Consider the following 25,259-nt stretch of genomic DNA (forward strand, 5'->3'; position numbering starts at 1 on the left):
CCACGCAAAGGAACCACATGACAGCTTCCACCGTCGTCTTCGCAGGCGGAGGAACCGCCGGGCATATCAGCCCGATGCTCGCTATCGCCTCCGCCACCGAACGCCTTGACCCTTCAGCAAATGTGTCGGTGATCGGTACCGCATCCGGACTCGAGACGCGGCTGGTGCCCGCCGCGGGATACGAGTTGGACCTGATCGAGAAGGTGCCTTTCCCGCGCCGGCCCAACCGGGACCTCTTGCGCTTTCCCTCCCAGTTTTCCCAAGCGAGCCGACAGGCGGAGCAGATACTGCAGGCCCGGGGAGCCAGAGTGGTCGTAGGTGTTGGGGGATATGTGTGTCCTCCCGTCTACCGGGCGGCGAAGAAGCTCGGCATTCCGGTGGTGATTCATGAGGCTAATGCCCGGCCGGGCCTGGCCAACCGATGGGGGGCCCGGCAGGCCGCCTTTGTGGGGACCGCCTTTCCCAACACCCCGCTGAAAGGTGCCATGCACGTCGGCATGCCGATGCCGGTGGATGTCTCCCAGCTGGAGAGGGACCAGATCCGTGTTCAAGCTCGGCAAGAGCTGGGTTTGGACACCGAGCGCACCACCTTGGTGGTCACCGGCGGCTCCTCCGGAGCCCAGAGCCTCAATACGATGATCACGCAGGCGCTGCCGGACCTTCTGGCCACCGGCGCGCAGGTGCTGCACTTGACTGGGCGGGATAAGGAGGTACGCGACGCCGGGGGAGGGCCACTCGCCACAACTGGCTACCATCAGCGCGAATATCTCGACGGAATGCATCTCGCATACGCCGCAGCAGACCTGATCGTCGCTCGAGCAGGGGCAGCCACGGTCTGCGAGGTCGCCGCCGTCGGTCTTCCAGCAGCCTTTGTGCCGCTGCCTGTAGGTAACGGTGAGCAGGAGCTCAATGCCCGCGCCTTGGTGGATGCCGGAGGCGCACTTCTGGTGAAGGACGATCACTTCACCCGAGCCTGGATTGAGCGCAACCTGGTGCCGCTGCTGGAGAATCCGCGGCTTCTGGCTACCATGCAGCAGCAGTCGGCAGCCCGAGGAATCACCGATGCGGATGAGCGAATGGCTCGTGCCGCCCTGGAGGCCGCTGCCCGATGAGCCTTCACAACCTCGGCCGCGTCCACTTCCTCGGCCTGGCGGGCGTCGGAGTATCAGCGGTGGCGCGACTGATGCTCGCCGCCGGCGTTCCGATTTCCGGCACCGATGCCAAAGAGCTCCCTGTGCTCGATGAATTCCGAGCAGCAGGAGTTCCGGTCAGAGTCGGTTACAGTGCGGAAAACATCCGATCTTTGGAAACTGAGGTCGGTGAGCGTATCAGCACGGTGATCGCCTCCTCGGTAGCAACCGCCGGCAACCCCGAGTACGACGCCGCCGCCGACGCAGGAGTGCGCGTGCTGCACCGCTCGGAGGGTCTGGCCGCATGTATGTCTGACAAGCAAGCCATTGCGGTAGCCGGGACGCACGGCAAGACCACCACCAGCTCGATGACAGCGGCGATGTTGGATGGCGTCGGATATGACCCCAGCTTCGCCATCGGCGCCAACGTGGCAGGATTTGGCACCAACGCCAGGCTGGGGGCGGGGGACTGGTTCGTGGCTGAAGCCGACGAATCGGACGGGTCCTTGCTGAACTACACTCCGCAGATCTCGGTGGTCACCAACGTTGAGCCTGACCACCTGGACCACTACGGCACCGCAGAGGCTGTGGAACAGGTGTTCATCGACTTCACCGAGCGGATCGAGAGCTCCGGCACACTTGTGCTCTGTTTGGACGATGTGGGTGCGCGTGCCCTGCTCCAGAAGGTTCATGAACCACTCACCGCACGCGGAGTGCGGATAATCACCTACGGTACAGTCCTCGATGCGGATCTCCGGCTGAGTCAGGTCGTGCCGGAGAACTTTCGTCAGCAGGGGGTCCTGAGCCTGCGGAGCGACGGGCCGGAAGCTCAGACCTCCACCATGAAGCTGCAGGTGCCAGGGCTGCACAATGCGCTCAACGCCACCGCCGCAGTCGCGGTGGGAGTGGCCGCGGGCCTCGACTTGAAAGAGTGCGCCGACGCGATCGGCCGTTTCAGCGGCAGCTCCAGAAGGTTTGAACTGCGTGGCGAGCATCACGGCATAGCCGTGTACGACGACTATGCCCACCACCCCACGGAGGTAGCGGCCGTCCTCAGCGGAGCTCGCAGCGCTACAGAGGGTCGGGTGCACGCCATCTTCCAGCCGCATTTGTTCAGCCGAACACGGGACTTCGCCGCGGACTTCGGCTCCGCACTGAACGCTGCAGACACCAGCATCGTCCTCGACATCTATCCTGCGCGCGAGAAGCCCATCGTCGGCGTCACCGCCGAGCTGCTGGGTCACCGCGTGCTCAGCCGCAGCGACGCCGCAGCGACAGTCGCGACTGCGGCCCAGCCCGGCGATATCATCCTCACCATTGGAGCCGGTGACGTCACCCACCTTGCCCCCGCAATCCTGACAGCACTCCGGGAGACCCAGCGGTGAGCACAGATGCTGAGGCCGCTCTCGAGTTTCCAGAACCCGAGGCGGTCGGAGTTCGGCGACGGCGCCGTCGGACTGTCATCGCCCTGGCCGCGGCCTGTGTGGGGCTATTGGCGCTGGTTGCCACGATCTACTTCTCTCCGCTCCTGCCGCTACGGGTTATCGAGGTTCAGGGCAACGAACTGTTGACCGAGCAGCATGCGGAGGAGCTGCTGGGCGATCTCTACGGTCAGCCGGTGGCCCAGGTCGGCACCGGTGAGGTACGTGAGCGACTCCGGGAGGAGAACGTCGTGGCCGACGTCTCCAGCCGGATCGAGCTGCCCGGGACTTTGCACGTGAACATCACGGAGCACCCCCCGGTGGCCGAGGTGCATCAGGACGGGGACGTGTTGCTGTACTCGGATCAGGGAGAGGTGATCCGGACCTTCGCTGGCGCTGAGCAGTTGGAAGCAGAGCCCTACGCTACCGCCGAGATCTCCTCGGAGGCTGCATTGGACGATGAGGCGGTCTTCGGAACCATCGTCTCCGTACTTGGCGAGTTGCCCCCCGACGCCCGAGCCCAGTTGGACTCAGCAACAGCCGACTCGATCGACTCTGTCCAGCTCCAGCTTGAGGACGGACGCACCATAGTGTGGGGCTCCGATGAGAGCGGCGAAGAGAAGGCGGCAGTTCTGCAGGCCATCCTCGGCTCCCCGGAGGAAGCCTTCGATCGGGCGGACGTCATCGACATATCCACGCCGTCCACGCCGGTTACGCGGTGAGTGCGCAATTCAGCAGGTAGGCTGGGGGCACAACTGAAGATCGCCGCACCCCCTGTTCAGCTAAGGTTCAAGCTCAACTTGAACCTTGCTGGCGGTGCCGGCGGAGCAGAAGAATGAGGCCTGTTACGAAGACTCCCGGCCGGCGAGAGGTACGTTGAGACGGCGTCTCCAGTGCAATGACTTCCCGAGGCATCCGCGAACTGCCTCGGTGAGCATCGGACGCACCGGGGACGGGGAAACAGTGAGGAGTCGTTCTCGGCTTCGCTCACCGGCGGGGGTCTTCGTGCATCTGTGACTTCTCAACAGCTAAGGGACAAACACACGTGGCTACACCGAGCAATTACCTCGCCGTGATCAAGGTCGTCGGCATAGGCGGCGGCGGCGTCAACGCCGTCAACCGCATGATCGAAGTCGGTTTGCGCGGCGTGGAGTTCATCGCCATCAACACGGACGCCCAAGCGCTGCTGATGTCAGACGCCGACGTGAAGCTGGACGTCGGTCGGGAGTTGACCCGAGGTCTGGGAGCCGGGGCCAACCCTGAGGTAGGCCGGCAGGCCGCCGAAGATCACACCGAGGAGATCGAGGAAGTTCTCCGCGGTGCCGACATGGTCTTCGTCACCGCGGGCGAAGGCGGCGGCACCGGGACCGGCGGCGCACCCGTTGTGGCGAGAATCGCTCGGAGCCTAGGTGCGCTGACCATCGGCGTTGTCACCCGTCCGTTCACCTTCGAGGGACGTCGGCGTGCCAGCAGCGCCGAGTCAGGCATCGAGGGGCTTCGGGACGAAGTGGATACGCTCATCGTGATTCCCAATGACCGACTGCTGTCCATCTCCGACAAGAACGTATCCGTCTTGGATGCTTTCCGTTCTGCGGATCAGGTCCTGCTCTCTGGCGTTCAAGGAATCACTGACCTGATCACGACCCCTGGTCTGATCAACCTAGATTTTGCCGACGTGAAATCCGTCATGCAGGGTGCCGGTTCCGCGCTCATGGGCATCGGCTCCGCAAATGGCGAAGATCGCGCGGTCAAAGCTGCTGAGCTGGCCATCGCCTCGCCCTTGCTGGAAGCCAGCATCGACGGCGCTCATGGAGTGCTGCTCTCAATCCAGGGTGGTTCGGATCTGGGACTGTTCGAGATCAATGAGGCTGCTCGGTTGGTTCAGGAAGTCGCTCACCCTGAGGCGAACATCATCTTTGGCGCTGTTATTGACGACGCACTGGGAGACGAGGCGCGCGTGACCGTGATCGCCGCTGGGTTCGACGAGGCCGATGTCACCTCCAAACCAGCTGTGCAGGCAGCCCCGCCTCAGCAGCAGCGGCCCGTGGCCCCTGTTGCCGGGGCCACCGCAGGTGCTTTTGCGGCTTCGGCAGGCTCCCAGGACACAGCCCCCCAGGCGCGCCCGGTTCAGGCACCAAACCCAGAGAAGTCCGAAGAGAAGCTCCCAGAGGTCGTCGAATCCGACTACACGGGTAAGAATGACGACGATCTGGATGTCCCTGACTTCCTGAAGTAGCGCAGCGCCTAAGGGGAAGGTCGAGGTCAGTCGGTGTCACTGCTGTGGTGGCAGGAAGTGGTTGGTCGATTCCGTCTGGGCTTCACCTCGCTTGCGGCAGGCAACTTAGCCCACCACGTCGGTCGCGGCGACGCCGCGGCCAACCGTCGGGGGCTTGAGGACCGACTGGGACTTCCTCCTGGAACTTTCCGCTATCTGAACCAGGTGCATTCGACGCAGGTGGTAGACGCCTCGCTCACTGAGTCGACCGTGACCGGGGACGCATGGGTCTCGCCCAAGGGGTCGGACTCCCTGGCGATCTTGGTCGCGGACTGCCTGCCAGTCCTGTTCTGGGCTGCCCGCGAGGACGGCACGCAGCTCAGCGCGGCCGCCCACGCTGGTCGGGGCGGTCTCCTCCGCGGCGTACTGGAAAGTACTGTGCGAGCCCTGCGGCACCATGGGGCAACTCACATCACAGCATGGATTGGGCCCGGCGCCTGCGCGGAATGCTACGAGGTCCCCCAGGAGATGTTTGGGCAGCTCACCGCCGACCGCCCGGCCCTTGCCTCCTCAACCCGTTGGGGAACGCCCGCCCTGAACCTGCGTGCGGAGTCCCGCGCGGTCCTGGAGCCCCTGGGTGTCACTGTCTGGGACGCCGCGGGGTGCACTATCGAGGATCCTGACCTATTTTCCCACCGGGGCAGCAAGGCAAGTGGCGCCCCCGAAGGGCGCATTGCCGGGCTCATTTGGCCGGCTGCTCTCTAGCATTGGGGCCTCCTCAGCACTCCAAGTAGGCTGGGCAACGTGGACTTCACGACTGCCTTCCGTTCCGCGGCGGAGAACGCCGCCGATGCCCGCAGCCGAGAGCTGGCGCTGAACCTCGCAACGGTCCACGAGAGGATTGACCAGGCCGTGAGCCGAGCCGGCAGAGCAGATCGTCCGGAGCTGGTTGTCGTCAGCAAGTACTTCCCCGCGGAGGATGTCCAGCGTCTCTATGAGCTGGGTGTTCGCGATATCGGGGAGAACAAGGACCAGGAGGCCGGAGCCAAAGCCGCTGCGGTGGCTACCTTGTTGGCGGAGAGCCGAAACAGCTCTTCCGCAGCATCCGACTCGCAGCGCGCCGAACTGTCGCAGAATGCGCCGCGCTGGCACTTCATCGGACAGCTCCAGACCAACAAAGCCAAATCCGTGGTCCGGTACGCACACTCAGTTCATTCCGCAGACCGGCCCAAACTTATCCGCGCCCTCGACACCGCTGCGGTGCGTGCAACCGCGGAAGGAATGCGCAGCAATCCTTTGGAGGTCCTCATCCAGGTGGACATGCGCAGCCCGCTCCCCGAGGATCACCGCGGAGGAGCAGCCCCGAGTGAGATGCTCAGCCTTGCCGAGCTCATTGCCTCCGCGGAGCAGCTTCGCCTCGGAGGGCTCATGGCGGTTGCCCCGCTTGGGGAGGCCCCGGCTCCAGCATTCGACCGGCTGAAGCAGCTTTCGCAGCTCCTGGCGGAGGAGCATCCTGAGGCCACGGCGATCTCGGCGGGGATGAGTCAGGATCTTGAAGCGGCGGTCAGCTATGGTGCGACACGCCTACGCATCGGGCGCGATGTCCTCGGTGAGCGGCCCCGCCGCTAGTAATGTCGGGATCGCGACACAACCGTTACCTTCCCCAGGAGCTTGAACCATGGCCGGTGCATTCAAGAAAACAATGATCTACCTCGGTTTAGCCGATGGTGATGACTTCCACGACGACAGCTTCGGTAGTGACGAGCGCTCCTCGTCCCGCCACGCAGCATCTGCAGGTGGCACCGCCACCAAGACGCGGCCTGCACCGGCGGAGTCGCAGCCCACCGGGGCGGTGGTGTCGCTGGCAGACCGCGCCCCCGCCACGGCCCCCGAAGGCGCCGACAACGCCGACCCGGCAGGCTCCTACAACAGCACCAACCTTGCGGTAGCCCCGGATTACCGGGCTCCAGTGACCCCCATCAAGCGTGCACCCTCCTCCCGGGACGAAAGCTCAGAAATGCGAAAGATCACCACTGTTCATCCCCGCTCCTATAACGATGCGAAGATCATCGGTGAGTCCTTCCGTGAGGACATCCCTGTAATCATGAACGTCACCGAGATGGGCGAGGGTGAAGCCAAGCGCCTGGTGGACTTCGCTGCAGGTCTTGTGTTTGGTCTGGGTGGATCGATCGAGCGCGTCACCAACAAGGTGTTTCTGCTGACGCCTCGGAATGTGGAAGTGGTGGCTGAAGAGAAGGCCGCCGCTGAGCCAGAGGCGAACGCCAAGTTCTTCAACCAGTCTTGAGGCGGCTCCGCAAAGATGGCTCAAACCAGCCTGCTGAGGTAGCCTGAGCACCCGTGGACCTCATCACAGCACCGCTTTATCTACTTCTGACCGTCTATCAGTTTGCGCTGATTATCCGGATCATCTTCAACATCACCGAGTCCTACGCCCGGCAGTGGCGCCCCAAGGGGCTGGTGTTGATGCTCGCCGTCGGCATCTACGCGGTCACAGATCCGCCACTGCGGTGGCTGAATCGGCGAATCCCGCCGCTGAACCTCGGTGGTGTTTCGCTCGACATGGCATTCATTGTGGTGTTCTTGGCAGTAGTGATCGCGAAATCGCTCATCGCCGGTTTCGCCTGACCTCAGCTGTCCAGCCATCCCAGTGAAGCGTGACTTGAAGGTTCGGGTCGAAGCGGTCAAAGTTGGCTGAGTAATGTGTGTGATGAGACGCTTGTATGCCACAACCGGCCACTGACGATGAGGTGACGCTTTCCATGGCTCTGATGCCAGATGACCTCCTGAACAAGGAGTTCCCGGAGACCAAATTCCGCCCTGGGTACGATAAGGACGAGGTTGATGACTTTCTCGATGAGGTGGTCGTCGAATGGCGGCGGCTGATTCAGGAGAACGAGGAACTCCGGGCAGAGAACGCCAAGCTGCAGGAGCAGCTTGACGGAAGCGACTACGTGGAGCCCGATGAGCTCAACGACGCAGGCCTCTCCGGGTATGCCGGCACCTCTTCCGAGGTCACCGAAGCATTCGAGCCGATTGAGGATGACGCTGCGGCCGAGCTGCTGGAGGTCTCTGAGGAGCCTGCTCCCTCAGATGCGCCGAAGGGCGATCCCAGCGTCACCGCCTATCCCGAGTACGCGCTGGGCACTCGGCCGGCGCAGGAGCGCCCCGCCGAGGAGCCCGAAGCTTCGACCGCTGGCCCCGCCGCGGAGGCAGCCGGCGTGCTTGCCATGGCTCAGAAACTCCACGATCAGTACGTCGCTGAAGGCGAGCAGAGCCGGGAGGCCTCGATCGCTGAGGGCCAGTCCAAGCGCGCAGAGCTTATCCACGAAGGTGAGACCACCAGGGATGAACTGATCACTGAGGGGACCGCGAAGCGCGCCGAACTGATCGAAGAAGGCGAGCAGACTCGAGCCGAGTACATAGCTGAGGGTGAAGCAAAGCGTTCGGAGCTGATTACCGATGCCGAGACACGTGCTGAATCAATGATCGAAGAAGCTGAACTGACTTCCACTCGTACCCTCAACGCCCTAGAGCGGAAGAAGGGCGATCTGGAGGCCCGTGTCAGTGAGCTCACAGGATTCGAGCGTGATTACCGTGCCCGCCTGAAGGACTACATTGAGAACCAGCTCGCTGAGCTGAACGCGCAGGGCACCATCGAGAAAGAGACCACCGGCTAGTCTCACCCCATCACCTGCGCAGGAAAAGGGGCTCCCTCAAGGGGGCCCCTTTTGCTGCGTGCTGAGAGCTTCACTGGCCTTGTAGACTCGACGGGTGCCATCAGCCGAAACTCCTTCCCAGCCCGACCCAGAAGAACCCAGCTCCGCTGGTTCCGCCGCCAGCAGACCCCGGCGCCGCGTTGCCGTCACCGTTGCGATCGTCCTCGCACTGAGCGCGTGGCTGCTGGACCAGGGAACTAAGTTGTGGGTCGAGGGGAGCATGGAGCTCGGGCAGCAGATCGACGCGATCCCCCCGGTGCTCTACTGGCGCTACCACCTGAACCCGGGAGCTGCGTTCTCGATGGGAACGGACCACACCTGGGTCTTCACCATCATCCAATCTGTCGTCCTCGGCGTCGGGCTGTTCTACCTGTCTCGGCTAGGAGGTTCGTGGTTGTGGACCTTGGGAGTAGGCGGCCTGATCGGCGGCGTGGCCGGGAATCTGACAGATAGGCTGTTCCGAGCGCCCTCCTTGGTGGAGGGCAGCTTCGAACAGTTTGGCCAGGGCCATGTGGTCGATATGATCGCTGTTCCGCATTTCGCGGTGTTCAATGTGGCTGACAGCTTCATCGTCTGTTCCATTATCGGCCTCTGTGCCATGATGCTCTTCGGCCTCAACATGGATGGCACCAGAGACGGTAAGAGGAAGCCGACCCCCGATGACGCAGAGGCGAATTAATGACTGACTACACCGTTCCAACGGAGCTGGCCGGCAAACGGGCGGACGCTGTAGTCGCCGGGGTGAGCGGAATCTCACGGACTGAGGCCGCAGGGTGGATCATTGACGGCCGAGTCACCTGGGCGCAATACCGCACCCAGGGCCGCAACGCCGGGACAGCCGTGAAGAAGTCAGAAAGGCTCCCCGAAGGTGCGCAGATCACTGTCGACGAGCCAGAACCGGTCGACCCGACTCACATTGAGGTGGAACCCGTGCAGGATATGACGCTGCTGTATGAGGACACTGACCTCGTGGCCGTGCACAAGCCAGTGGGGGTCGCAGCGCATCCTTCCCCCGGATGGCGCGGAGCAACCGTGATCGGGGGACTCATCGCCCAGGGCGTGCAGATCACCACTTCAGGAGCTCAGGAGCGCCGCGGGATCGTGCACCGGCTGGACGTCGGCACCTCTGGGGTGATGATCGTGGCGAAGACTGAGCGAGCCTACAGCATCCTTAAGGAGGCCTTCCGGAACCGGACCCCGGCGAAGACCTATCATGCGCTGGTTCAGGGGCTTCCAGATCCGCACGAAGGCACCATCGACGCGCCCATCGGACGGCACCCCGGTCATGACTGGCGGTTCGCCGTCATGGACGGTGGGCGCCCAGCCCGTACGCACTACCAGCTCATCAAGGCATATGGGCGCGTCAGCCTGATGGACATCAGGCTGGAAACCGGTCGGACACACCAGATCCGCGTACACTTCGCCGCCCTCGGCCATCCCTGCGCCGGCGACCTTACCTACGGCGCGGACCCCCACCTGGCCGCCGAACTCGGGCTCACGCGACAATGGCTCCATGCCGTCGAGCTGGGCATCGACCACCCCATCAGCGGGGAACGACTGACAATCCGCAGCGAATATCCGCAAGATCTCGCTGAGTCACTGCGGCTTCTTGATGACTAGGAGCGTCAATGGCTGAGAACTTCGTCCACCTGCACAACCATACTGAGTACTCCATGCTCGACGGCGCGGCCAAGATCGACGATCTGTTCGCGCGCACCGAAGAACTCGGTATGCCAGCAGTTGCCATGACAGACCACGGTTTCCTCTTCGGCGCCTACGAATTCTGGAAGACCGCGCAGAACTACGACGTCAAACCCATCATCGGGCTCGAAGCGTACCTGACCCCCGGCACACACCGGTCAGACCGCAAGAGAGTGCGGTGGGGAGAAGGAGCTGTAGGGGAGAAGGACGTCTCAGGCGGCGGCGCTTACACCCATATGACGATGTGGGCTCGCAACACCGAGGGGATGCACAACCTCTTCCGGCTCGGCTCCAGGGCCTCCATGGAGGGCACCTTCTACAAGCCGCGCGCTGATCGGGAGCTGCTGGGGGACTACGGTAAGGGTCTTATCGCAACCACTGGCTGTCCCTCCGGTGAGATTCAGACAAGACTCCACCTGGGCCAATACGAGGAGGCGAAGCACGCAGCTGGCGAGTTTGAGGAGATCTTCGGAAAAGGCAACTTCTACTGCGAACTCATGGATCACGGCCTGCCGATCGAGCGTCGCGTGCGGCAGGACCTGCTCAGACTCGCCAAGGACCTCCAGCTTCCGCTGGTAGCCACTAATGATCTGCACTACACGCACCAGCACGACCACAAGGCTCATGGCGCATTGCTCTGCCTGCAGACAGGGGCAACACTGGATGACCCCAATCGGTTCAAGTTCGACGCCGAAGAGTTCTACCTCAAGTCCCCCGCAGAGATGCGGCACCTCTTCCGCGAGGTGCCTGAGGCATGTGACAACACCTTGGAGATTGCTGCGCGGTGTCAGGTCACCTTCGATGAGAACGCCTCCTACATGCCGCGCTTCCCTGTTCCGAAAGGGGAGACAGAAGAGTCCTGGTTCATCAAAGAGGTGGAGAAGGGGCTGCACTACCGGTTCCCCGACGGCATTTCCGAGGAGGCCCGCGACCAGGCCCGCTACGAAATTGGGGTCATCACCCAGATGGGCTTCCCCGGCTACTTCCTGGTCGTAGCCGATTTCATCAACTGGGCCAAGGAGAACGGCATCCGGGTGGGCCCGGGTCGTGGATCCGGAGCAGGCTCCATGGTGGCCTTCGCCATGCGCATCACTGATCTTGACCCCCTGCAGCATGGGCTGATCTTTGAGCGGTTCCTGAACCCCGACCGCGTTTCCATGCCCGACTTCGATGTGGACTTCGATGATCGGCGCCGCGGCGAAGTCATCGATTACGTGGTCAGAAAATACGGTGACGAGCGAGTGGCGATGATCGTCACGTATGGATCCATCAAGTCCAAACAGGCTCTCAAAGACGCTGCCCGAGTCATGGGAGAGCCCTTCCAAACTGGCGAGACCCTCACCAAAGCGATGCCCCCGGACCAGCAGGGCAAGCCCATCCCACTGTCGGATATCCACGACAAAGACTCCAAGCGTTACGCCGAAGCTGGCGAATTCCGCGAGATGGTCGACTCAGACCCGCGATTGAAGGAAATCTTCGAAGTCGCTACCGGGCTGGAGGGGCTCAAGCGCCAACCAGGTGTCCACGCCGCTGGGGTCATTATGTCCTCTGACCCCCTAATCGACATCATTCCGCTCATGCGGCGCGAGCAGGATGGCGCGATCATCACTCAGTTCGACTACCCGATCTGCGAATCGCTGGGCCTGATCAAGATGGACTTTCTGGGCCTGCGGAACCTCACGATCATCTCCGACGCACTCGAGAACATCGAGCTGAACAAGGGAGTCGAGATCGATTTGGAGAACTTGGATCTCAATGATCGACCCTCCTACCAGTTGCTCTCGCGCGGGGACACGCTGGGTGTTTTTCAGTTGGACGGCTCGGGTCTGCGTTCGCTGCTTCGCCAGATGCGACCGGACAACTTCGAAGACATCTCTGCGACGATCGCGCTCTACCGACCGGGCCCTATGGGTGCCAACTCGCACACCAATTACGCGCTGCGCAAGAACGGACAGCAGAAGGTCACACCGATCCATGCGGAGCTCGAGGAGCCGCTCTCAGAGATCCTCGGCACCACCTACGGCCTGATCATTTATCAGGAGCAGGTGATGGCCATCGCTCAGAAGGTGGCCGGTTACAGTCTGGGGCAGGCTGACATCCTGCGTCGAGCTATGGGCAAGAAGAAAAAATCGGAGTTGGACAAGCAGAAGGTCGGCTTCTTCGAGGGCATGTCAGCCAGCGGATACTCCGAGCAGGCCGCACAGACACTCTGGGACATTCTGCTGCCGTTCTCCGATTACGCGTTCAACAAAGCGCATTCCGCAGCATACGGGCTGATCGCGTACTGGACCGCCTATCTGAAAGCCAACTACCCAGCTGAATACATGGCTGCGCTGCTGACCAGCGTGGGAGAGAATCGCGACAAACTCGCAATCTATCTCTCGGAGTGCAGACACATGGGCATCACCGTCACCGCCCCGAGCATCAATGAGTCAGCTTTGACGTTCACGCCTGTCGGTGATGACACCATCCGGTTCGGCATGGGCGCTGTGCGCAACGTTGGTGCGAACGTAGTCGCCGGGATTGTGGACGCCCGCCACGAGAAGGGGAAGTACACCTCCTTCGTGGACTTCTTCTCTAAGGTTCCTGCGCAAGTCTGCAATAAGAGAACGATGGACTCGCTGATCAAGGCGGGTGGTTTCGACGATCTGGGCCACACTCGTCGATCGCTGGTGACTGTGCATGAGCTTGCTGTGGATCAGGCGATTCGACAGAAGAAGGACTCGGAACAGTACGAGACCGACATCTTCGGCGCATTCGCAGACACTGAGGGTGAAGCCGGGAGCGGTTTCGAAGCGGTCAGGGTTCCTGAGCTGCCTGAGTATGAGAAGAAGGACAAACTGAACTTCGAGCGGGAGATGCTCGGCCTCTATGTCTCTGACCACCCCCTCTCGGGAATGGAACGCACACTGGCCGCGCATGCGGACCGGTCTGTGCCCAGTGTGGTCAGTGAGGATGGCCCGCCTGACGGGGCAACGGTCACCGTCTGCGGGATGATCACCGCCCTGGCACGCAAGATTGCCAAGTCAGGCAACCCGTACGCTCGGGCGGAGATTGAGGATCTCACCGGGTCCATCGAAGTCATGTTCTTCGGAAAGACCTACCAGGCGGTCTCGATGGTTCTTGCTGAGGATCTGATCGTTGCCGTGAAGGGTCAGGTCGACCGCCGGGAGGACGGGGGAGTGGTGCTCAAAGCGATGGATGTCACTGTCCCGGAAATCTCGGACGACGGTGGTGCCGGTCCGGTGGTGCTCTCGATGCCGGTCCAAAAGGCCACCGAGAGGGTGATTACCGAGTTGGGCTCCACGCTGCAGGCGCACAGCGGGACCTCGGATGTCCACATCAGGCTCCTGACCGGTGAAAAGGTGGAGCTCATGAAGCTGGGGGTCGCCTACCAGGTGGCACCATCGCCGTCGCTGTATGGAGACCTTAAGGTTCTGCTGGGACCTTCCTGCTTGGACAGCTGAGCCCGACGAACAGACTGCTACTAGATGTTGAGGCAAAAATGTTGTTCGACACAACATGTAGTGGCTAAACTGTTTAGTGGAGAGGAGGCCCTATATGTTCTGTCCGTACTGCCGCCACGACTCATCGCGCGTGGTGGACTCGAGGACATTGGAAGACGGATCCGGAATCCGCCGGCGTAGACAGTGCCCGCAGTGTTCCAAACGCTTCACCACCGTAGAGACCACCAGCCTCAGCGTCATCAAACGCTCCGGTGCCGCTGAGCCCTTTGACCGATCCAAAGTGATCAACGGGGTCCGCAAAGCGTGTCAGGGCAGACCAGTGACAGCCGATGACCTCGCAGTTCTCGCCCAGGAAGTGGAAGAAACGGTGCGCGCCTCCGGCAATGCCGAAGTTGATGCCAATGATGTCGGTCTGGCTATCCTGGGGCCGCTCAAGCGGCTCGACGTCGTAGCCTATATGCGTTTTGCCTCCGTCTACCGGGGATTTGAGAACCTTGATGACTTCGAGGCCGCCGTCGAAGAGCTCCGGCGGGAAGAGCTTGAGCCGGAGTCGGTTACGGCGAAGGTTGTGCAGCCCCGCTTCGGTTTCAGGTAGACTCTTTGTCATCCCGGTGGTGGTCTCTTCAGGGGAAGGTTGAGACCACCGCCGGTTTTCATGTGCAGGCTGGGTGAGCCGGCGCTGTTTTGTTAGCCGACGAGCTGGCGCAGCCCGCTGATGGCAGCGTCTGGGTCCTCGGCGGAATAGACAGCTGAACCGGCCACAAATGTGTCGGCTCCGGCCTCCGCAGCGCGCAGAATCGTTTCTCGGTTGATGCCGCCGTCCACCTGGACGGCAATCTTGCCGCCGAGGGCGTCGGAGGCCCTTCGTGCCGCGGCGATCTTGGGCAGCATTTCATCCATAAAGGACTGCCCTCCGAAGCCAGGTTCCACTGTCATGATCAGCAGCATGTCCAGATCGCTCAGCAACCCCAAATGGGGTTCCAGCGCTGTTTTCGGCTTCAAGGCCATGGCTGCCCTCGCTCCGTGCGAACGCAGAGCGCGGGCGACCTGCGCCGGCCGTCCGGCTGCCTCTACATGGAACGTCACCGACTCGGCTCCCAGCTCCGCGTAGGCAGGAGCCCATCGGTCGGCGTCGTTAATCATCAGGTGGACATCCAGGGGCAGATCAGTGGCGGCCCGGATAGCCTCCACCACGGGCAGACCTAGGGTGAGGTTCGGGACGAAGTGATTGTCCATGACGTCCACGTGGACAGCGTCTGCGGAGGGGATGCGCGCAAGCTCCGCGGCCAGGTTGGCAAAGTCGGCGCTGAGAATGCTGGGGTGAATCGCGGTCATGGGGCCTCTTTCCTGAACAGGGCAAAGAACATGGCATCAGTGCCGTGGATGTGGGGCCACAGCTGCACGCACCGCGCGGCGGTGATCCCAGGAGCAGTCGGACGCTTCCTGAGCAGTTCTCTGCCGGCAGGCAGCGCCAGGTCCTCCATAGGTTTGTAGGCGTCCAACAGCTCAAGCTCGGGATGTCTGCTCAGGGCGTCCTCCACTTGAACCAGTGTTTCGGCTGGGTGAGGCGAGCAGGTCACATATGCGAGCAGACCATCGGCAGTCAGAGCCTCCACGGCAGCGTCAAGCAGTTCAGCCTGCAGAACGGTCAGCTGCGCAAGGTCACTGGGCTGCCGCCGCCACCGTGACTCAGGTCGACGCCGCAGTGCCCCCAAACCGGTGCAGGGAGCGTCGACAATGATCCGGTCGTAGGATTCCTCCAGGTCACCGATGCTGCGACCGTCCCCGGTGCGCACGCTCCAAGAGTCTGTGCTGACCGCAGCCAAGGCCTTCCTGACCAGTTCAGCCCGATGCGGTGCAGGCTCATTGGCAGTCAGGTGCCCCCCATGCTCCGCCGCCAGGCTGGCCAGCAATGCCGCCTTCCCGCCAGGTCCGGCGCATAGATCCAGCCATTTCTCGCCAGGAGAGACAGCCGGCTCGGCGAGTGCCCTGGCGACCCACTGAGAGCCGATGTCCTGAACCCGAAGTACACTCTCACGGACTCCGCTGAGCCGGCCGATGTCGCCACCGCTGTACACAGCGGCCCCGTCGATGAGCTCTGAGCGCACAGCGCCTGATGCGACGGCCGCGTCCAGCGCATCAGCACCACTGTGCTGGTCGCTGGTGGGCAGGCCCACCAGGTGCACATCCGGGGCGGCGTTGTCGGCTTCCAAGAGCCGCACCAGCTGCTCCGGGTAGCCATGGAGCTTCAGCGACTGTCGCAGAGCCCGCACGATCCATGGAGGGTGCGCATGCCGCAGCGCGAGCGCCTCCAGCTCTCCGAGATCTGCCCCGAGCTGCTGCACCCATTCCGGCAGTGTGCGAGCTCCGACTTTCCGCAGCACGGCGTTGACCAGACCCGAGGGGCCCGCACCGATCTGATCGCGGACCAGCGCGACGGTTTCGTTGACCGCGGCGTGGTCATCCACCCGCATTGCAAGCAGCTGATGCGTGCCCAGACGCAGTGCATTGAGCACCGCAGGGTCGAGTTTCTCGAGGTCCCGGTCCACGTTCTGACGCAGGATGGCGTCATAGGTGCCCTGGGCGCGGAGGGTGCCGTAGGTGAGCTCGGTGGCGAAAGCGGCGTCGCGCTTGTCAAGCTTCGCGCGCCTAATTTCCGTCGGCAGCACCAAATTGGCGTAGGCATCGTCCAGTGCCACGGCCCTGAGCACCCGGAAGGCTGTCAGTCGAGCCGGATCGCCTCGCCTGGCCCGCTTCGAGGGAGCTGACTGACTGAACTTGCGTGGTCCTCCCCGGTGGCGCTGGCGTCCCTTGGCGTTGCGCCGATCTGGGTCTTCGATCACCGTTGGCCCCCTAGGAGCACATCGCCCTGTTGGCCCCGCAGCCAGTCCGCGGCAGCCATCATCTGCTTTCCGGCGGGCTGCACCTCAGTCAGCACCACCCCACCTCCATCACCGGTGGTCATGACAACAACGCGCTCTCCCCGATGCCGGTCCGAAGGCAGCAGGGCTACCTGGCCTGGAAGTCCTTCCGGCCTGCCGTGAAAAATGCGGGCAACCCCCAATTTCAGTCGGGACCCGTCCTTGAGCGTCCACGCACCAGGTTCAGGAATGGTCGCGTTGATCCGATCAGCGACCTGGCGCGCTGGTGCTGTGGGATCGATGAAGGCGTCTTCGCGGGTGAGCTTGGGCGCCAAGGATGGTTCGCCGGTCTGCGGGACGGGGTTCGCGGCCCCGCTCAACAGGCTCGGCATCAGGTCCAGCAGCATGCGGCTGCCCAACGTTGTGAGATCCTCAAGGACTCTCCCCGCTGAGGTCATTTCTGGAATCTCATAGGTCCTCGCGGCATGGATCGGCCCGGAGTCCATGCCCTTCTCCAGCTGAAAGATCGTAGCCGCAGTGGTTCGTTCGCCGTTGAGAATCGCGTGCTGCACCGGGGAGGCTCCCCGGTACTTCGGCAGCTCTGAGTAGTGGAGATTCACCCACCCGTGGCTGGGGACCTCCAGAGCCGGTTCAGGCAGCAGCGCACCGTAGGCCACAATCACCCCAAGCTCCGGCTCCAGGCGGCTCAGGGCAGCTGTCGTCGCGTCGTCGACCTTTGCCGTCTTCAGCACCGGCAGGCCCGCGTCCTGCGCGACAGCCGCAACCGGTGAGGGCGTGAGGACCCGCCGTCGGCCTACCGCGGCATCGGGCATGGTCAAGACCCCGGCGATCGTAATCTCAGAGGTGATCAGTCCCAAGAGCACATCGGCAGCAGTCTTGGGGGTCCCGGCGAAGACGATGCCACTCATGCCACCACTGCCTTCCGCAGGACGCGGTGAGCCTGCTTCTTGTGCTCGCCGGTCAAACGATCAAGAAATAACTTGCCGTCCAAATGATCCAGCTCGTGCTGGAAGCAGGCGGCCAGCAGGCCGGTGGCTTCCACCTGCAGCGGCGCACCATCGGTTCCCAAGCCGAAGAGCACGGCATGCGGGAAACGCTCCACCGGGGCATATATTCCACCGGCAATCGAGAGACAACCTTCGCGCAGCACAGCGTCCTCCTCTTGGTCGTCCGCACGGGGGACGAATCCTGGGCTGCCGGACAGTTCAAGTTCCGGGTTGATGACTGCACCGCGACTCTCTCCGACGTGCCAGGTGAAAATCCGGAGGCTGACGCCCACCTGGGGAGCGGCAAGGCCGATCCCGCTCACCTGCTCCATCGTCTGGTCCATGTCGCCGACCAGACGGCAGATCCGGCTCGCGGGGACGCCGTCGGGGAGAGGAACAGGAGAGGCTGGGCTGCGCAGGACCGGATCACCGATCTGCCGGATGGAAAGGACAGACATATGCACCATTCTTTCATCACCTCAGGCCCATGCTCGGCGGAGCAGTGGCTCAGACAGCTTCCGCCGCTGCAGGGGGAGGCCCGAGGGTGCGCAGGGCGTGTCCCTGTTCGGCGACGGCCCGGGAATGTTCCCACACCTGACGCAGTGCCCAGAACTTCCGCCAGTGCGCGCGCAGCCCTTCGGCGTTCGCCTGAACGGAGACCACCTCGGCCTCGGAGATTGCCACAGCCATCAGCAGAGGAAGCTCACCCTCGTCCCCCCGGTAAGGCCACGGTTCCCATGCGCCCGAAGCGGGGTCTACCAACATCTCCTCCGCGCGCATCCCTGCAACAAGCTGCATCACCACGGAGTTCCGAAGTGGTTTGGCACGGCCATCACGGCCCAAACCTTTGGTCTTGAAGTCCAAAATGCACGTGCGACCACCGATCTCAGCCACCAGATCCAAAGTGCCCGCATAACCGACGGCGTCATTCCATACCGTGACCTCTGCGGCTATAGGTGTGACCTGATACTGCTCCCACCAATGGTCGAAACGTTCCGCGAACCGCACCTCTCCATGTTCGGCGAGAACTGCTCTGGCAGCACCGGGATCGGCGCTGTGGCCCAGCACACTCAGAGCGACCTGTTCGGCGTACTGATGCACCCGGTCGCCGCGGGCTGCGGCGGCGTCGCGGAACCGCTCTGCAGCTGCTGCGGCGTGTCGGGCCAAACTCCGCAGGTCATTGGGAGATCCCAGCGCGCTGGAGAGCCGGGTGTCATTGATGAGTTCAGTGGCCGCCATATGGCCCGACCACCCCGTCATGTCTTGGGCTTCCTGCGCGATGACTGTGGTGATCGACGGGACCAGAGGAGGTTGCGACAGCGAACGTGAGTACATTCGGCCGAATTCGGTTGCATGGGCGAGTCGCGGATCAGTCATAGTCTTTCAGTCTGCCACGAGCCCACGAGACAGCGGCGGCCAGGCACGATTGGACGGTCTGCGTCGCAGTGGGTTAGAGTTTCATGTCGTTGACCTGCCGTTTCCGGCAGTAAGACACGCGGATGTAGCTCAGCTGGCTAGAGCATCACCTTGCCATGGTGAGGGTCGCGAGTTCGAATCTCGTCATCCGCTCGCGAGGGGCATGTGAACCTGAGCAACCCCGGTGGGGTGGCCGAGTGGTGAGGCAGCGGCCTGCAAAGCCGTTAACGCGGGTTCGATTCCCGTCCCCACCTCGCAACGGCCCCAAAGGCCGGGCAGTAGGCGTGATTGGCGCAGCGGTAGCGCGCTTCCCTGACACGGAAGAGGTCACTGGTTCGATCCCAGTATCACGCACAGCTGGCTTCGGTCAGCAACGCGGATGTAGCTCAGCTGGCTAGAGCATCACCTTGCCATGGTGAGGGTCGCGAGTTCGAATCTCGTCATCCGCTCACGAACGACACACGTGACGCTCGGTCTCTTCGGATACCGGGCGTCATTGTTTTTGTGGCACCATAGAGGCCACGTGCTCACGGGATCGGTGAAAGTCCGAACCGGCGGTCAAAGTCCGCGACCCGGCGCCCACTGCGCCGGTTGAACCGGTGCAATTCCGGTGCCGACAGTCAAAGTCTGGATGGGAGTAGCACAGAAGGAGACTGTTCATTGGGCACTGCCCACACGTCCAGCAACGGCGACATCATGCAGACTGCGCTGAAGGCTGCGACGATCGGCCCCAGAGGCGCAAATCCCCTAGTCGGCTCCATATTGGTGGATGAGCGCGGGCGCGTTCTCGCCGCCGGGCACCACCGGGGAGCAGGAACCTACCACGCAGAACGAGACTGCCTCGCCAGTGCGCTTGCTGCAGGGATCACGGATTTCTCCGCGACCAAGCTCTACACGACCTTGGAGCCTTGCACACACTACGGTCGCCAGCCGGCGTGCACCGACCTCATCACCGAGGCGGGAATCCCCACCGTGCTGATCGGCGCGAGAGACCCATCGACCAACGGCGGCGGGGTCGAGGTGCTGCGCTCCCGAGGAACCGAGGTGGTCGATGGGCTCCTTAGGAAGCAGTGTGAACAGCTCAACCACCGATGGAACCGAGCAGTCAAGGAAGATCGGATCTTCGTCACAGTGCACCTGGCGCAGAGCATCGATGCGCGCATCGCCGCCGCCGACGGCACGAGTCAGTGGATCACCTCCGAAACTTCGCGTGAGCACACCCATAGGATTCGACAGCGAGTCGACGCGATTCTGGTGGGCACCAACACGGTCACCACTGACGATCCGCGGCTGACCGCCCGAGACGAACGGGGCGCTCTGACACCTGGCCAGCCGCTGCGCGCAGTCATGGGGCGAAGCGAGATTCCGGACTTGGCGCAGCTCACACAGGGTCGTCCGGAGGGGGAGGGCTGGATCCATCTGCGCACCCGTGATCCGCTCACAGCCCTGCGGACCCTGGCAGAGACCCAACACAACGGTCATCCCGTCAAGCATGTGCTGGTCGAAGGAGGCCAATCCGTGCTATCGGCGTTCTTCGCCGCCGACCTGGTGGATGAGATCTTCGTGTACACCGCCCCGCTGATTCTGGGCACTGGCAGAGCCAGTCTGACGGACATCGGTGTGACAACCCTTGCCGAAGCTCGCCGCTACACACTTGACGCCGCTGACGGCGGCCCCACCACCATTATGAACAACGACGTCTGCATCCATCTGCAGCCGGAGCCGAAAGGAGCACACTGAATGTTTACCGGCATCATCACCGGCATCGGCAGTGTCATTGACCGTGTCCCCGATCCCGTCAAAGGGGTGGAGCGCCTGGTGTTCACCGCCCCCGACCATGCGGAAGGTCTTGGGCTGGGCGGCTCCATCGCAGTCAACGGAGTGTGTGTCTCCGCAGTTGAGATCATCGGTGACCAGCTGACGGCTGAGCTGATCCCCGAGACCCTGCAGCGCACCACTTTCGGTGGGCTCGAAGCTGGTGACCCGGTGAACCTGGAGCGCTGCCTGCCATCCGGTGCCCGGCTGGACGGTCACGTGGTCCAAGGCCATGTAGACGGCATCGGGACCCTTGTGGAGCGAGACCTCAGCGACGGACGCCACCGCTTCACTCTCCCCGCGGAGCTCGCCGAATTCGTTGCCGAGAAAGGCTCGATCGCGATCGACGGAGTTTCCCTGACCGTGACAGCTGCCAGTCCGGCGGGCGCGGGCGCCGCCCAGGACGAAACAGAGGAAGGCCCCTGGTTCGAGGTGGCACTCATCCCCACGACCCTGGCAGAGACCACGCTGGGCAGCAAGGAATTGGGCAGTACCGTCAACCTCGAAGTGGACGTCCTGGCCAAGTACGTTCGCCGAATGCTCACGTTCACCGCAAGAGCCGAAAGCGCTGGCGCCTCCGATGAGACCGCCACCAGCGCACCCGCGCTGCCCACGGTGCCGCAGCCAAAGACCCCGGCGCCACTGCTTGACCGGATCGAAGTCGCCCTGAATCACCTCGCCGCCGGACGCCCTGTGGTAGTGGTCGACGACGCAGACCGAGAGAACGAGGGGGACCTGATTTTCCCCGCCTCAGCCGCCACTGCTGAGCTCATGGGTTTCACCATTCGACACAGCTCCGGTGTCATCTGCGTGCCGATGACACCGGAGCGCGCGCGCCATTTGGACCTCCCACCGATGGTGAGCTCCAACCAGGATCCCAAGGGGACCGCCTACACAGTGAGCTGCGATGCGGGTGCCGTCGAGTCCACCGGCATCAGCGCCCATGACCGGGCCGTGACAGCCGGTGCACTGGCAAGTTCGGAGACCGAACCTGCAGACCTCACCCGACCCGGCCATATGTTCCCCCTCATCGCAGACCCGCGCGGGGTCCTCGGACGCGACGGTCATACGGAGGCCGCCGTAGACCTGTGTCGCCTCTCCGGGCAGTCGGAAGTGGGGGTCATTGCCGAACTCGTACACGACGACGGTTCCATGATGCGGCTGCCCGCCCTGCGTGAGTTTGCTGACACCCATGAGTTGGCGCTGATCAGCATCGCAGACCTCATCGAATACCGGGGCGGCACGCCCAGACCCGACGCGGTCAGAGAGGCTTACCTCACCTCCTGGGAGGCACCGCAGGAGGAGGCGGCCCGCCTTGTCAGTGGCGGACCCGTGGTGACGCTCCCCACCGACTTTGGGGTCTTCAACGCCCAGGTCTGGACCGAGCATGCCACAGGCCACGAACACCTGCTGCTCGCCGCCCAAAACCCTGACCCGGAGCAGCCTCTGGTGCGTTTGCACTCCGAATGCGTCACCGGTGACGTCATTCACTCCCACCGCTGTGACTGCGGCACCCAACTGGCCTCAGCTCTTGACACCGTGCACGAGGTCGGTGGGTACCTGCTCTACCTGCGCGGTCATGAGGGCCGGGGGATCGGTCTGGCGAACAAGCTGCGGGCCTACAAACTGCAGGAGAAAGGAGCAGACACGGTAGAGGCAAATGAGATGCTCGGACTGGCCGCGGAGCTGCGCGACTTCACCGGAGCGGCAGCAATCCTGCATTCGGCGGGGGTCAAGAGCCTGCGGCTGCTCACGAACAACCCGACTAAAGTGCAGGCACTGGCCGCGACCGGTCTCACCGTCGCGCAGGTGCCCAGCAACGGTGTGGTTCGTCCCGACAATGAACGCTACTTGCGCACCAAGCGCGACAAGATGGCCCATATGCTCGACCACCTTGCGCTCAATGAGCAGAATGAGACGAAGAAACACACCGTGACGAAGGAGTCCTTATGAGCGGAGCCGGAGCCCTGAGTATCGACCCGGAGGAGTTGTCGGTTCTTCGCCAGACAGCCCCAAGCCTGCGCGTGGCCGTCGTCGCTGCACGCTGGCACAAGCGGATCATGGGCGGGCTGACCGCTGGCGCCGAGAGGTTCTTGGAGGAGGTCGGAATCAGGCACGACGACGTCACAAGAGTGGCTGCCCCGGGCAGCTTCGAACTTCCGGTGCTCGCTGCTCGTGCGGCCCGCAGTCACGATGCTGTGGTGGCCCTTGGTGTGGTCATCCGAGGGGGCACACCCCATTTCGAGTACGTCTGCTCTGCGGCTACGGACGGTCTTACCAAAGTGTCCGTGGAGGCCGAGACCCCCGTGGGATTCGGTCTGCTGACCTGCGACGATGAACAACAGGCGCTCGACCGGGCGGGACTTGAGGGTTCTCGCGAGGACAAAGGCTATGAGGCCGCGCACGCTGCGGTAGCCGCCGCCACTCAGCTGCGCACGCTCAGCTGAGTGCTCAGAGTAAGCTGGGGGCGATGAAAACCTTTGACGAGCTCTTCGCCGAACTCTCCCGCAAAGCCAATGAACGCCCGGAAGGTTCTGGCACCGTCGCCGCGCTGGATGCGGGAGTTCATCAGATCGGCAAGAAGATCGTGGAAGAGGCCGCTGAAGTCTGGATGGCCGCGGAGTACGAATCGGTGGATGCGGCGGCCGAAGAGATCTCTCAGCTGCTCTACCATCTGCAGGTCATGATGCTCGCCAAGGGAATCGGACCCCAAGACGTCTACCGCTACCTGTGAGAGAGGCCCACAATGTCTGAGCTTTCCGCTGCTCCCACCACTGGCCCGGGGCCACAGGAGGGCCAGCGACTTCGTGTCGCGGTGCCCAATAAGGGCGCCCTCTCCGAGGCCGCTATGTCCATGCTCACTGAGGCCGGATACCTTCAACGCCGTGACCGCAAAGAGCTCGTCATGGTGGACGAGGAGAACGGCATTGAGTTCTTCTACCTTCGGCCCCGTGATGTAGCCGTCTATGTCGGATCCGGCATTCTGCACGTGGGACTCACTGGCCGCGATCTCTTTCAGGACGCACGAGTCGACACCGGAGCCGAAGAGATCATGGGGCTAGGCTTCGGGCGGTCCACTTTCCGGCTGGCCGGCCCTCAGGGGCAGTTCGCAACTGCCGGGGACCTCGCAGGTAAGCGGGTGGCGACCTCCTACGACGCCCTGCTGAGCCACTGGTTCGCCACCCAGCACATACCCGATGTGGAAGTGGTCCACCTCGACGGTGCGGTGGAGTCCGCCGTCCGACTCGGCGTGGCAGACGCTATCGCTGACGTGGTCGAAACAGGTAATACGCTCAAAGCCGCAGGCATGGAGACCTTCGGGAAGCCTGTGATGGTCTCCGAGGCCATTCTGATCTCCGGCAAGGGAGCCGCCCAGGACGACGACACGGTTATTCAGCGCGATACGGAGCGGCTGATCAGACGTCTGCAGGGCGTCCTCGTGGCACGCCAGTACGTGATGATGGACTACGACATCCGGCGATCCGACCTCGACGCCGCCACTGCCATCACTCCGGGATTGGAGTCGCCCACCATATCCCCCCTTGCGGACCCTGACTGGGTGGCTGTGCGGTCCATGGTCCCCGCCAAACGAACCAACCAGCTGATGGACCACCTGTACGAACTGGGCGCCCGGGCTATCCTGGTCACCACAATTCACGCCTGCCGCGTCTGACGTAACGGCAGCACCACCCTGAGGTGAAGGAAGAAGGAGCGCCGTGTCTCTGGCTGTACGGGTAATTCCCTGCTTGGACGTTGATGCCGGGCGGGTCGTCAAGGGTGTGAACTTTGAGCAGCTCCGCGACGCCGGTGACCCGGTGGAGCTTGCCCATCGGTACAACTTGGCCGGCTCCGATGAGCTGACCTTCCTGGACGTCACTGCCTCATCAGCAGCCCGCGAGACCACCTATGACGTGGTCACGCAGACCGCCGAAGAGGTGTTCATCCCCCTGACGGTGGGCGGAGGAGTGCGCAGCGCTGAGGATGTGGACCGGTTACTGAAGTCTGGTGCGGACAAGGTCTCGATCAATACAGCTGCCGTCGCGAGGCCGGTGGTCATCAACGAGATTGTGGCGCAGTTCGGCAGTCAGGTGCTGGTGCTCTCTGCTGATGTCCGGCGCAGCCTGGTCACTGACTCCGGATTCGAAGTCACCACCCACGGTGGACGTCAGGGAACCGGGATCGACGCGCTGGACTGGATCGCCGAAGCCTCCGAACGCGGCGTCGGTGAAATCCTGCTCAACAGCATCGATGCTGATGGCACGCAGGAGGGGTTCGACCTGGAGATGATTTCCGCGGCACGGGCCGTGACCTGGGTGCCGCTGATCGCATCAGGCGGCGCGGGGAAGCCAGAGCACTTCCCTGCGGCCATCGATGCCGGAGCGGATGCCGTGCTGGCGGCAAGTATGTTCCACTTCGGGCCAGTGGACATGATCGCACGAGTCAAGGAGTCGCTGCGCCAGGCCGGACACAGCGTCCGATGAAGGAGACA

The 25,259-nt window shown here is 63.1% G+C and carries 24 protein-coding genes, 4 tRNA genes and 1 riboswitch; of the genes, 23 read left to right on the top strand and 5 right to left on the bottom strand.

Features of this window, described 5'->3' with window-relative positions; translation table 11 throughout:
* Positions 1 to 17 precede the first annotated feature (17 nt).
* The 13 genes from D3250_RS04655 (at position 18) to nrdR (ending at position 14,266) form a co-directional block, all read left to right on the top strand.
* Positions 18 to 1,112 (top strand): UDP-N-acetylglucosamine--N-acetylmuramyl-(pentapeptide) pyrophosphoryl-undecaprenol N-acetylglucosamine transferase, encoded by a 1,095-nt coding sequence (locus D3250_RS04655; RefSeq protein WP_119902131.1) that lies wholly within the window; start codon positions 18 to 20, stop codon positions 1,110 to 1,112.
* A complete protein-coding gene (murC, locus tag D3250_RS04660) occupies positions 1,109 to 2,515 on the top strand; it encodes a UDP-N-acetylmuramate--L-alanine ligase (RefSeq protein WP_119902132.1) in 1,407 nt (468 codons plus the stop codon). The genes D3250_RS04655 and murC overlap by 4 nt, the downstream gene beginning before the upstream one ends.
* Positions 2,512 to 3,273, top strand: coding sequence for a cell division protein FtsQ/DivIB (locus D3250_RS04665; RefSeq protein WP_119902133.1), 762 nt, complete (start codon positions 2,512 to 2,514; stop codon positions 3,271 to 3,273). The genes murC and D3250_RS04665 overlap by 4 nt, the downstream gene beginning before the upstream one ends.
* A gap of 323 nt (positions 3,274 to 3,596) precedes the next feature.
* Positions 3,597 to 4,787 (top strand): cell division protein FtsZ, encoded by a 1,191-nt coding sequence (ftsZ, locus tag D3250_RS04670; protein WP_119902134.1) that lies wholly within the window; start codon positions 3,597 to 3,599, stop codon positions 4,785 to 4,787.
* 33 nt (positions 4,788 to 4,820) lie between these two features.
* On the top strand, positions 4,821 to 5,531 hold the full coding sequence (locus tag D3250_RS04675; RefSeq protein ID WP_119902135.1) for a purine nucleoside phosphorylase YfiH/LACC1 family protein: 711 nt from the start codon (positions 4,821 to 4,823) through the stop codon (positions 5,529 to 5,531).
* Positions 5,532 to 5,570: 39 nt separating this feature from the next.
* Positions 5,571 to 6,395: a YggS family pyridoxal phosphate enzyme gene (locus D3250_RS04680; protein WP_119902136.1), complete on the top strand. Its 825-nt coding sequence runs from the start codon at positions 5,571 to 5,573 to the stop codon at positions 6,393 to 6,395.
* A 49-nt stretch (positions 6,396 to 6,444) separates the two neighbouring features.
* On the top strand, positions 6,445 to 7,071 hold the full coding sequence (locus tag D3250_RS04685; protein WP_119902137.1) for a cell division protein SepF: 627 nt from the start codon (positions 6,445 to 6,447) through the stop codon (positions 7,069 to 7,071).
* 53 nt (positions 7,072 to 7,124) lie between these two features.
* The gene (locus D3250_RS04690) at positions 7,125 to 7,412 is read left to right on the top strand and encodes a YggT family protein (protein WP_119902138.1); all 288 of its coding nucleotides are present in this window, start codon (positions 7,125 to 7,127) and stop codon (positions 7,410 to 7,412) included.
* A 95-nt stretch (positions 7,413 to 7,507) separates the two neighbouring features.
* Positions 7,508 to 8,464, top strand: a complete 957-nt coding sequence (locus D3250_RS04695; RefSeq protein ID WP_225973132.1) for a DivIVA domain-containing protein — start codon at positions 7,508 to 7,510, stop codon at positions 8,462 to 8,464.
* A gap of 94 nt (positions 8,465 to 8,558) precedes the next feature.
* The gene (locus D3250_RS04700; protein ID WP_119902139.1) at positions 8,559 to 9,182 is read left to right on the top strand and encodes a signal peptidase II; all 624 of its coding nucleotides are present in this window, start codon (positions 8,559 to 8,561) and stop codon (positions 9,180 to 9,182) included.
* Positions 9,182 to 10,123: an RluA family pseudouridine synthase gene (locus tag D3250_RS04705; RefSeq protein ID WP_119902140.1), complete on the top strand. Its 942-nt coding sequence runs from the start codon at positions 9,182 to 9,184 to the stop codon at positions 10,121 to 10,123. Before D3250_RS04700 ends, D3250_RS04705 begins: the two co-directional genes overlap by 1 nt.
* Positions 10,124 to 10,131: 8 nt before the next feature.
* Positions 10,132 to 13,671: a DNA polymerase III subunit alpha gene (gene dnaE / locus D3250_RS04710; protein WP_119902141.1), complete on the top strand. Its 3,540-nt coding sequence runs from the start codon at positions 10,132 to 10,134 to the stop codon at positions 13,669 to 13,671.
* Between the two features lie 94 nt (positions 13,672 to 13,765).
* Positions 13,766 to 14,266 (top strand): transcriptional regulator NrdR, encoded by a 501-nt coding sequence (gene nrdR / locus D3250_RS04715; protein WP_119902142.1) that lies wholly within the window; start codon positions 13,766 to 13,768, stop codon positions 14,264 to 14,266.
* Positions 14,267 to 14,358: 92 nt separating this feature from the next.
* On the opposite strand, the gene rpe is transcribed toward nrdR, so the two are convergent.
* Genes rpe through D3250_RS04740 form a run of 5 tightly spaced genes read right to left on the bottom strand, consistent with a single transcriptional unit; the run spans position 14,359 to position 18,916 of the window.
* A complete protein-coding gene (rpe, locus tag D3250_RS04720) occupies positions 14,359 to 15,006 on the bottom strand; it encodes a ribulose-phosphate 3-epimerase (RefSeq protein ID WP_119902143.1) in 648 nt (215 codons plus the stop codon).
* A complete protein-coding gene (locus D3250_RS04725) occupies positions 15,003 to 16,514 on the bottom strand; it encodes an RsmB/NOP family class I SAM-dependent RNA methyltransferase (RefSeq protein WP_225973133.1) in 1,512 nt (503 codons plus the stop codon). Before D3250_RS04725 ends, rpe begins: the two co-directional genes overlap by 4 nt.
* Complete coding sequence (locus D3250_RS04730) at positions 16,511 to 17,461, bottom strand: methionyl-tRNA formyltransferase (RefSeq protein ID WP_119902145.1); 951 nt, start codon at positions 17,459 to 17,461, stop codon at positions 16,511 to 16,513. The genes D3250_RS04725 and D3250_RS04730 overlap by 4 nt, the downstream gene beginning before the upstream one ends.
* On the bottom strand, positions 17,458 to 17,997 hold the full coding sequence (locus tag D3250_RS04735; protein ID WP_119902146.1) for a peptide deformylase: 540 nt from the start codon (positions 17,995 to 17,997) through the stop codon (positions 17,458 to 17,460). The genes D3250_RS04730 and D3250_RS04735 overlap by 4 nt, the downstream gene beginning before the upstream one ends.
* 49 nt (positions 17,998 to 18,046) lie before the next feature.
* On the bottom strand, positions 18,047 to 18,916 hold the full coding sequence (locus D3250_RS04740) for a cytochrome (RefSeq protein WP_119902147.1): 870 nt from the start codon (positions 18,914 to 18,916) through the stop codon (positions 18,047 to 18,049).
* A gap of 118 nt (positions 18,917 to 19,034) precedes the next feature.
* On the opposite strand from D3250_RS04740, the gene D3250_RS04745 reads away from it, so the two are divergent.
* The 10 genes from D3250_RS04745 (at position 19,035) to hisF (ending at position 25,251) form a co-directional block, all read left to right on the top strand.
* Positions 19,035 to 19,108, top strand: a tRNA-Gly gene (locus D3250_RS04745).
* Between the two features lie 30 nt (positions 19,109 to 19,138).
* Positions 19,139 to 19,209, top strand: a tRNA-Cys gene (locus D3250_RS04750).
* Between the two features lie 28 nt (positions 19,210 to 19,237).
* A tRNA-Val gene (locus D3250_RS04755) sits at positions 19,238 to 19,309 on the top strand.
* Between the two features lie 21 nt (positions 19,310 to 19,330).
* Positions 19,331 to 19,404 (top strand) — tRNA-Gly (locus D3250_RS04760).
* A 71-nt stretch (positions 19,405 to 19,475) separates the two neighbouring features.
* Positions 19,476 to 19,602: riboswitch (FMN riboswitch) on the top strand.
* A gap of 13 nt (positions 19,603 to 19,615) precedes the next feature.
* On the top strand, positions 19,616 to 20,695 hold the full coding sequence (gene ribD / locus D3250_RS04765; protein WP_225973134.1) for a bifunctional diaminohydroxyphosphoribosylaminopyrimidine deaminase/5-amino-6-(5-phosphoribosylamino)uracil reductase RibD: 1,080 nt from the start codon (positions 19,616 to 19,618) through the stop codon (positions 20,693 to 20,695).
* Positions 20,696 to 22,723, top strand: a complete 2,028-nt coding sequence (gene ribB, locus D3250_RS12130; protein ID WP_119902148.1) for a 3,4-dihydroxy-2-butanone-4-phosphate synthase — start codon at positions 20,696 to 20,698, stop codon at positions 22,721 to 22,723. It abuts the gene before it with no gap.
* A complete protein-coding gene (ribH, locus tag D3250_RS04775; protein WP_119902149.1) occupies positions 22,720 to 23,217 on the top strand; it encodes a 6,7-dimethyl-8-ribityllumazine synthase in 498 nt (165 codons plus the stop codon). The genes ribB and ribH overlap by 4 nt, the downstream gene beginning before the upstream one ends.
* Before the next feature lie 23 nt (positions 23,218 to 23,240).
* Positions 23,241 to 23,504: a phosphoribosyl-ATP diphosphatase gene (locus D3250_RS04780; RefSeq protein ID WP_119902150.1), complete on the top strand. Its 264-nt coding sequence runs from the start codon at positions 23,241 to 23,243 to the stop codon at positions 23,502 to 23,504.
* Between the two features lie 12 nt (positions 23,505 to 23,516).
* Positions 23,517 to 24,443, top strand: coding sequence for an ATP phosphoribosyltransferase (hisG, locus tag D3250_RS04785; RefSeq protein ID WP_119902151.1), 927 nt, complete (start codon positions 23,517 to 23,519; stop codon positions 24,441 to 24,443).
* Between the two features lie 43 nt (positions 24,444 to 24,486).
* Positions 24,487 to 25,251, top strand: coding sequence for an imidazole glycerol phosphate synthase subunit HisF (hisF, locus tag D3250_RS04790; protein WP_119902152.1), 765 nt, complete (start codon positions 24,487 to 24,489; stop codon positions 25,249 to 25,251).
* The last annotated feature ends 8 nt before the right edge of the window (positions 25,252 to 25,259 follow it).

It is taken from the genome of Nesterenkonia natronophila, assembly GCF_003595215.1.
Taxonomy (GTDB): Bacteria; Actinomycetota; Actinomycetes; order Actinomycetales; family Micrococcaceae; genus Nesterenkonia; species Nesterenkonia natronophila.